8 protein-coding genes are annotated in these 7,231 nt (G+C 31.8%); 1 reads left to right on the plus strand and 7 read right to left on the minus strand.

Going from position 1 to position 7,231, the window contains the following annotated elements; translation table 11 throughout:
* Positions 1–8: 8 nt before the first annotated feature.
* Positions 9–356, minus strand: a complete 348-nt coding sequence (locus tag B0A81_RS10740) for a hypothetical protein (RefSeq protein WP_089058040.1) — start codon at positions 354–356, stop codon at positions 9–11.
* Positions 356–1,882, minus strand: a complete 1,527-nt coding sequence (locus B0A81_RS10745; RefSeq protein WP_089058041.1) for a bifunctional GNAT family N-acetyltransferase/carbon-nitrogen hydrolase family protein — start codon at positions 1,880–1,882, stop codon at positions 356–358. The genes B0A81_RS10740 and B0A81_RS10745 overlap by 1 nt, the downstream gene beginning before the upstream one ends.
* Positions 1,883–2,056: 174 nt before the next feature.
* Between B0A81_RS10745 and B0A81_RS10750 the strand changes: the two genes are divergently transcribed.
* Complete coding sequence (locus B0A81_RS10750) at positions 2,057–2,389, plus strand: single-stranded DNA-binding protein (protein ID WP_089058042.1); 333 nt, start codon at positions 2,057–2,059, stop codon at positions 2,387–2,389.
* A gap of 67 nt (positions 2,390–2,456) precedes the next feature.
* Here the strand turns inward: B0A81_RS10750 and B0A81_RS10755 are convergent, their stop codons facing one another.
* The 5 genes from B0A81_RS10755 to B0A81_RS10780 form a co-directional block, all read right to left on the minus strand.
* Positions 2,457–3,149 (minus strand): DUF2461 domain-containing protein, encoded by a 693-nt coding sequence (locus B0A81_RS10755; RefSeq protein ID WP_089058043.1) that lies wholly within the window; start codon positions 3,147–3,149, stop codon positions 2,457–2,459.
* A 360-nt stretch (positions 3,150–3,509) separates the two neighbouring features.
* Positions 3,510–4,028: a ferritin gene (locus B0A81_RS10765; protein ID WP_089058044.1), complete on the minus strand. Its 519-nt coding sequence runs from the start codon at positions 4,026–4,028 to the stop codon at positions 3,510–3,512.
* A 94-nt stretch (positions 4,029–4,122) separates the two neighbouring features.
* Positions 4,123–5,595, minus strand: coding sequence for a hypothetical protein (locus B0A81_RS10770; protein ID WP_089058045.1), 1,473 nt, complete (start codon positions 5,593–5,595; stop codon positions 4,123–4,125).
* A gap of 215 nt (positions 5,596–5,810) precedes the next feature.
* Positions 5,811–6,443 carry a chloramphenicol acetyltransferase gene (locus tag B0A81_RS10775; RefSeq protein ID WP_089058046.1) on the minus strand — a complete coding sequence of 211 codons (633 nt, stop codon included), beginning with the start codon at positions 6,441–6,443 and terminating at the stop codon, positions 5,811–5,813.
* On the minus strand, positions 6,443–7,150 hold the full coding sequence (locus tag B0A81_RS10780; protein ID WP_089058047.1) for an HAD family hydrolase: 708 nt from the start codon (positions 7,148–7,150) through the stop codon (positions 6,443–6,445). Before B0A81_RS10780 ends, B0A81_RS10775 begins: the two co-directional genes overlap by 1 nt.
* Between the last annotated feature and the right edge of the window lie 81 nt (positions 7,151–7,231).

Genomic DNA, 7,231 nt, shown 5'->3' on the forward strand with positions numbered 1-7,231 from the left:
GTATTAAACTAAATTTCTTTTTTAACAAGCATATAATAATCATTGTCCAAAGAGCGATATCCTTGGTCGTATAGGAAATAGTAGGTATTTCCTGTTTTGGTCAGCAAGATATTGGTAAAGAAATCAAAATCAAAACCTTTATTAATCATTTTGTCTTTTGTTGCTTTCGATTTTCCATCAGTATTTAGCTCAGACAAAATACGGTAATTTTTTCGTAATTTATTGTTTACATTACGCATATAATTGTTGCTGTCTTTATTTATTTTATTGTTGTAGGCGTTTCGGCAGCTGTCTGAGCAGAATTTTTTGTCTTCTCTGCCAAAGAGTTTTTCAGAACATTCGAGACACGTTTTCATTAATTTACTTTTTTAGTTTCGTACAAATCTGTTCTTCTGTCTTTTAGAATTCGTACGCTTCCATGTTCATGAAGCTCTTTAAGCAGATTTAAGTCAACATCTACAATCAATGTCATTTCAGTATTTGGCGTTGCTTCCGCTTTAATTCCATTACTAGGAAAAGCAAAATCTGAAGGCGTAAACACAGAAGCCTGTGCATATTGAATGTCCATATTATTTACCTTCGGAAGATTGCCAACGCAGCCTGCAATAGCAACATAACACTCATTTTCAATAGCACGCGCCTGCGAACAGTGTTTTACACGAGTGTATGCATTTTGAGTATCGGTCAAAAACGGAACAAATAAAATATTCATTCCTTCATCTGCTAATAGTCTAGAAAGTTCTGGGAATTCGACATCATAACAAATTAAAATACCAATTTTACCACAATCCGTATCATAGGTTTTAAATTCAGAACCGCCTTTCATTCCCCAATGTTGTACTTCATTTGGTGTGATATGAATTTTCGAATACATCTCTGAAGTACCATCTCTTTTACATAAAAAACCAACATTGTATAAATTACCATTTTCTAAGTGCGGCATGCTTCCAGTTATAATATTGATATTATATGAAATGGCAAATTCCTGAAAACGCTTTCGAATTGGATCTGAATGACGCGCTAGTTCTCTAATTGCTTCGGCTTCTGATAAATGATTAAAATCGGCCATTAAAGGTGCAATAAAAAGCTCTGGAAACAGTGCAAAATCACTTCCGTAACCCGAAACAACATCTATAAAAAATTCCGCCTGTTCAAAAAGAGCTTCAACATTGTTTAACTGACGCATCTGCCATTGAATCAATCCTAGTCTGATAACACTTTTTTCGAGATTTATAAGTCTCGGACTTTCATCATAGTAAACATTATTCCATTCTAGTAAAACAGCAAATTCTTTTGATTCTTCGTCGCCTTCTAAATAATTTTTGATGATTCGCAATACATGAAAATCATTGCTGAGCTGAAAAGAAAGTACAGGATCATGCAGTTCTTTATCTTTAACTTTTTCGATATAGTTTTTTGGAGATAATTTTTTGGCGTATTGATTGTAGTTTGGAATTCTACCGGCAAATACAATGGCTTTTAAATTAAGCTGTTCACAAAGTTCCTTTCGAGCATCATAAAGACGTCGGCCCAAACGAAGACCTCGATAGTTGGGATGAATAAAAACATCAATTCCATACAAAATTTCTCCATTAGGATTGTGAGTTGAAAACGTATAATCGCCAATTATTTGTTTGTAGTTGTGTCTTTTATCCACTAGTTTTTCATCAACAATAAGCGATAATGCCGATCCAACAACTATACCATCGACAAGGATGACTAATTGTCCTTCGGGAAATATCGAAAGTAATTTTTTGATATCACTAGATCTCCAATACGAATTGGCCATTTCAGGATACGCTTCAACCATTGAGTTTTTCAATTGTTTGTAATCTTCAAGAGCTAAATTTCGTAGTTCTACTTTTTTGATTTCTGCTTGCATATCGTAGGATTTATCTCAAATATACAAAAAGATTCCCACTTACAAACGTTTACAAATATTTACAACCGAAAGTAATTAGTTTACAACCGAATATTTTTTGCAGTCGATCGCATCTTTGCCTTGTTGAATTTGATCAACGAATTCTTTATATGAACATTTAAAAAAGTAAAAGCCATGAATGCAATGAGAAACAGAGTACAATTAATTGGTAACGTAGGAAATGATCCAGAAATTAAAACGTTAGAAACAGGTAAAAAAGTTGCACATTTAACGATCGCTACAAATGAAACCTACAAAAATGAGCAAGGTGATAAAGTAGAAAAAACAGAATGGCATCGAGTAACAGCATGGGGAAAAACTGCCGAAATCATTGAAAAGTTTGTTGTAAAAGGAAAAGAGGTTGCTGTCGAAGGCAAATTAACTCACAGAAGTTATGACGATAAAAACGGAGAGAAAAGATATGTTACTGAAGTTATCGTAAATGAAATTTTACTGCTTAGCAAATAATCTTTTAAGCAACAGAATAAAATTAAACCTAACATGTTTTTAAAACATGTTAGGTTTTTTTATGAAATTATAGAATCGAAGCGCCATTTGTATCAGTTGTTAATACTTCGCTCATATAATCTAAAAAAGGTCTCATGTTCTTGAAAGTTTGTAAAGCTTGTTCTAAAAACTGAGGGCTCAAAACTTCATCATCTGTAAAGCGTTTAAGAACTAAAAACTGTTTGTAACGCAGTAAATCAATAGCTTCATGGGTTGTGTCAAAACCTTTTGGTGCTGTTTTAAGCTGTTCGCCTTGTAAAGTTCCAAAGGTAGAAACAAAGGATTTGGAGTTCAATATCGTTCTAAACGATTCTGAGTCGTGTCCAAATTCACTTCTTATGCGTTTTAAATCTGCTGTATTGGGGCCCCAAAATCCGCCGCCTACAAAAGTATTTCCTTTCTCGATATGAAAATAATAACCGCCACGTCTTTCATTTGTTGCTCGTGTAAAACTGCCTCCCCAAAAGGTTTTGAAAGGAGTTTTGTCTTTAGAAAAACGAATATCACGATAAATTCTGTACACGCTTTTTTTGCCAGAAGCCGTTTCTATAAGATCAGTTTTAGAAAGTTCCTGTAATAACGCGCCTGCAAAAGTTTCAATATGATTTAATTCTTTTAAGTATTCTGGTTTATGTGCATCGAACCAAGGTTTGTTGTTGTTTTCTTTAAGGTGAGACAAAAAATCAAGGCTGGATTTTGGTATAGTTATGTGATTTTCCATATTTAGTTTTGAACGCGTTTTTAAAATCAGATTATGAATTTACTTTAAAATTAAAAACCCACCAAATCTATTGGTGGGTTTTCTATATATCGTTAAGCAGTTTTTTTGAATAAATCAAACATCGGACAACGTGAACAACGTTTCTTTTCACTTTTTTTGTATTTCTCACAACAAGAAGATTTACAGTTTTCTAACTTCTTAATGTTCTCAAGGATAGCTTTATTCTTCTTTTTCTTTTTATCCTTTTTTTTGTCCTTGTCTTTTTCTTTCTTGCCCAATTTTCCTCTGTATTATAAAAACAGAGACAAATATATAGCAAAAAAGTTATTTTTAAGTATTCTAAATAAACTTTAACTTTTTTTATTTTGGATTGATTGCGATTGAGCTCGAAACTGTTAATTGCTGAATATCACGGTCAAACAAGTAAAGTCCGCCTTTATCGTCTCCAATTAAGTTTATTTTATCTAAAATTGATTTAGCAGTTGCTTCTTCTTCGATTTGTTCAGAAACATACCATTGTAAGAAATTATGTGTTGCATAATCTTTTTCTTCAAAAGTGATGTGTACTAACTCATTGATAGATTTAGAAACAAAAAGTTCATGATTATAAAGCTCCTCAAACATTTCTTTAAAAGTAGAATAGCTTGTTTTTGGTGCTTTTAGATCTGTAATATTAGCGTGTCCTCCGCGTTCGTTTACATATTTTACTAATTTTAGCATATGTGCACGCTCTTCATCTGATTGTGTGTACATAAATTGAGCGATTCCCTCTAATCCGTGTACTTCAGCCCAGCAAGCCATAGAAAGATAAGTTTGCGAAGATTCTGCTTCTATGCGAATTTGCTTGTTTAAAGCCGTTTCAATATTTTTTGATAGCATAATGATGTCTTTTTTGTAAAGTTAGAAAAAATAATTCATTCCATTTTTTCGAAACCGAGAAAACATGGCGCATTTGGATTAATTTACACTAAAATTAAGGCTTATTTACAGGGAAATTTTTCGAAAAAACGGCTTTATTACTAATAGGATTTCCGGAGTCTTCACGCATAAAACCATCGGTAAATTTACGAATTACATATTGTTTTGTTCCCAGGTCATAATAACCTAAAAGCGAATAGTCTTTTAGTTTAATGATGTTCTCTAGAATAATGTTTTTACTTCTGCCTAAAAAATAAAATATATTATCAATAGCCAAAGGCTCAGTTTGTTGATTGTTTATAAACTCATAATTAGGATTCAGCATCGAATCAAAGTAAACCATTCGGCTTTGTGTATAAGCGGGATAATTACTGTAATCTTCAAATCCAAAGAAAGAATCATTTTCACTGTAATTAAAACGCGGCGTAGGCGAGACTTGATATTCTATATATCCGCCAAAGGTGATAAAACTATTTTCTTTGTTTTTAAAAACCGTAACTCCAGAATTTAAAGCAGACAATTGTTTTAGAAATTTGGCTGTAGTAGTAATTTCCTGTGGCTTGTATCCGTTATTTTGAATAAACAGCGGAGAGTTCTTAAAGCTTATAGTATCCTTTTTTGAAATAGAAACTGTTTTAACAGATTTGCCTGTAGACAAGTCTTTTACATCAAATAAAAATTCGTCGTTATTGCTGCTGATTTGAAATAACTTGTTGTCGTTATAAAACGAATTTGAAGTTTTAGAAGGCTTTTTAGATAAAGGCTGATCGTAGTTTTTCTCGGCTACTTCTTGAGTTGCCAGATTAAGATCTAAAACTTGTGTTTTTTTGGTATTATAATCTAAAGTTAGAAGAATGTGGTCATCTAAAACATACATTTTGTTTTTGCTTACACTTTTGTCCAGTGGATTAAAGTTATTATATTCCATTTTTTCTATTGGAAAATATTGCAAAATTGTACTGAAAGAAAAGCGCTGGTCATTTTTATTTTGAAATAAAATTCCTGAAAAATCAAACATTTTTATTTCGCATTTTCCATTTTTAAATTCAAAAAGAAGTAAATGCGGTTCTTTTATTTCTTTTGCTAAAACATAAAACGAATTGTCTTTTTGAAAATGATTTATGACATAAGAATTGTAAGAACCAAAATCAAAAGTTAAAGTTTTAGAAGTTTTTGTATCAAAGTAATACTTAATAATTCTTAAGTTTTTATAATCGGGAGAGCTCCAATAAAGCGATGGATTTCCATCTTCACTTAAACTGCTACCCAGCAAAATTCTATTTTGAGCACTTTTTATCGAATCAGTAAACTGACCTCTTAGAAATAGAGATTTATTGTATTTTAAAATATTGATATTACTATTGTCTGAGGCAAATACATATATCTCATTAGTTTTTACATCCTCTATATTTAAGCTCTGACCATTTTCTAGCGGATTACTTAGATTTAAAGGAAAACTATTTAATACTGTTTGACTTAGCAGTATCGAGTTAGGGAGTAAAACAAGGAAAAGTAATATTTTTTTCATGAGTATTCTGAGACAAAAATCATTCCAAATTTAATGAAATAAATTTTCTATTCCGAAACGAAAATGATCTTTCATAATTGTACTTTCTCTTTGGAAGAAGATAAAAAAAAGCCCTAAAAAGATCTTTTAGGGCTTTTAAATTTATTTGGAGTTTTTTTATCGCATTTTGTTTGTTCGTTTTAAAAGCAGCAGAACAAAATAAGCTTGAAGAAAAACTATCTTTTATTCATTTCCTCTTCAAAGCGATCTATAAATTGTCCTACATGTAAACCATCCATTAAAGCATGGTGAACGTGTACAGACATTGAGATTGTTCGTTTTCCGGTTTCAGAAGTTATCATTTTTCCAAAAGAAATCTTCGGACAGCTGTCTGGAAACGTGTAACTTCTGGCATGCGAAATTGATGTGAAATTTATCCACGGAATAGCCGAGAAATGAATCAAATTGTCATCATCAAATGATCTTGTAAAAAGACCCGTTGTGTTTTGAATGCGTTCAATTTCGGCCAAAGCATTTTCTTTGAACAAATTAAAATCTGGATTGAATTCAATTAATGAAAATCCGAACGTGCCGTCTTCTCTTCCAATTGTTGCCGACGCATCGATATGATCATTGATGTAAATTTTATCATCGGCAATTCTATATTTAAAATTTTCTACTGAATTTACAGCAACTAATGTTTTGTGTAAATAGTAAATAAAAAAAGAAACATTTAATTCTTTTGCAGTTTGATACGCTTTTGTACAATCAATTTCTACGGTTACACCAAAAAATGGTTCTTCCATTTGCTTAAAGTGTGCAAAATGCTCTTTTCTGTTCCAGTTTTCTAGATCTAAAAGTGTTTTCATTATAGTAAGTTCTGAAGTACTTCAGTTATGTTTTCGAATGAACTAAAATGTTCATGTTCTATTTTATGATTAATTTTTTCGTGTTCCCAAGTAGTATGAAACGGTATATGAACGGCATATCCTCCAATTTCTAAAACAGGCAGAACATCTGATTTTAATGAGTTTCCAATCATTAGAAATTCATGTGATTTAATGTCTAAACGACCAAGCAGTTTTTGGTAATCAATATTTTGTTTGTCTGACATTACTTCGATATGGTGAAAATAATGACCCAAACCAGAACGATGCAATTTACTGTGTTGATCTTTAAGATCGCCTTTTGTAGCAACAACCAGTTTGTATTTTCCATGAAGTGCTTGCAAAGTTTCTTCAACTCCGTCTAAAAGTTCGATCGGTTTTTCAAGTAATTCTTTTCCATATTGAATGATCTTTTCGATAACTTCAATCGGAATTGTATTGTTTGAAATGTTCATCGCAGCTTCAATCATCGAAAGAATGTAACCTTTGATTCCGTATCCGTACAAAGGCAGATTCTCTATTTCAATTTTAAACAACTCTTGCGAAATACCTTGATGCGAAAGATAATCTTCCATCAAAGCACAAAATTTATGTTCTGTTTCTTGAAAATAAGGTTCGTTTACAAATAAAGTATCATCGGCATCAAATGCGATTACTTTTAAGTTTGGTATTTTGTTTTTATGTAACATAATGTTTTTTGTTTCAGGTTTTTAATTGTTTCAAGTTTCAGGTTTCAAGTTTCAGGTTTTTTTTGCCACGACCCGAGCGAT

Origin of the sequence: Flavobacterium plurextorum (genome assembly GCF_002217395.1) — a bacterium.
GTDB lineage: Bacteria > Bacteroidota > Bacteroidia > Flavobacteriales > Flavobacteriaceae > Flavobacterium > Flavobacterium plurextorum.

What these genes read in the sequence shown, in the direction of transcription:
- B0A81_RS10750 (WP_089058042.1), top strand. Translation starts at nt 2,057, where the DNA reads ATGAATGCAATGAGAAACAGAGTACAATTAATTGGTAACGTAGGAAAT.
- B0A81_RS10755 (WP_089058043.1), bottom strand. Translation starts at nt 3,149, where the DNA reads ATGGAAAATCACATAACTATACCAAAATCCAGCCTTGATTTTTTGTCT.
- B0A81_RS10765 (WP_089058044.1), bottom strand. Translation starts at nt 4,028, where the DNA reads ATGCTATCAAAAAATATTGAAACGGCTTTAAACAAGCAAATTCGCATA.
- B0A81_RS10770 (WP_089058045.1), bottom strand. Translation starts at nt 5,595, where the DNA reads ATGAAAAAAATATTACTTTTCCTTGTTTTACTCCCTAACTCGATACTG.
- B0A81_RS10745 (WP_089058041.1), bottom strand. Translation starts at nt 1,882, where the DNA reads ATGCAAGCAGAAATCAAAAAAGTAGAACTACGAAATTTAGCTCTTGAA.
- B0A81_RS10775 (WP_089058046.1), bottom strand. Translation starts at nt 6,443, where the DNA reads ATGAAAACACTTTTAGATCTAGAAAACTGGAACAGAAAAGAGCATTTT.
- B0A81_RS10740 (WP_089058040.1), bottom strand. Translation starts at nt 356, where the DNA reads ATGAAAACGTGTCTCGAATGTTCTGAAAAACTCTTTGGCAGAGAAGAC.
- B0A81_RS10780 (WP_089058047.1), bottom strand. Translation starts at nt 7,150, where the DNA reads ATGTTACATAAAAACAAAATACCAAACTTAAAAGTAATCGCATTTGAT.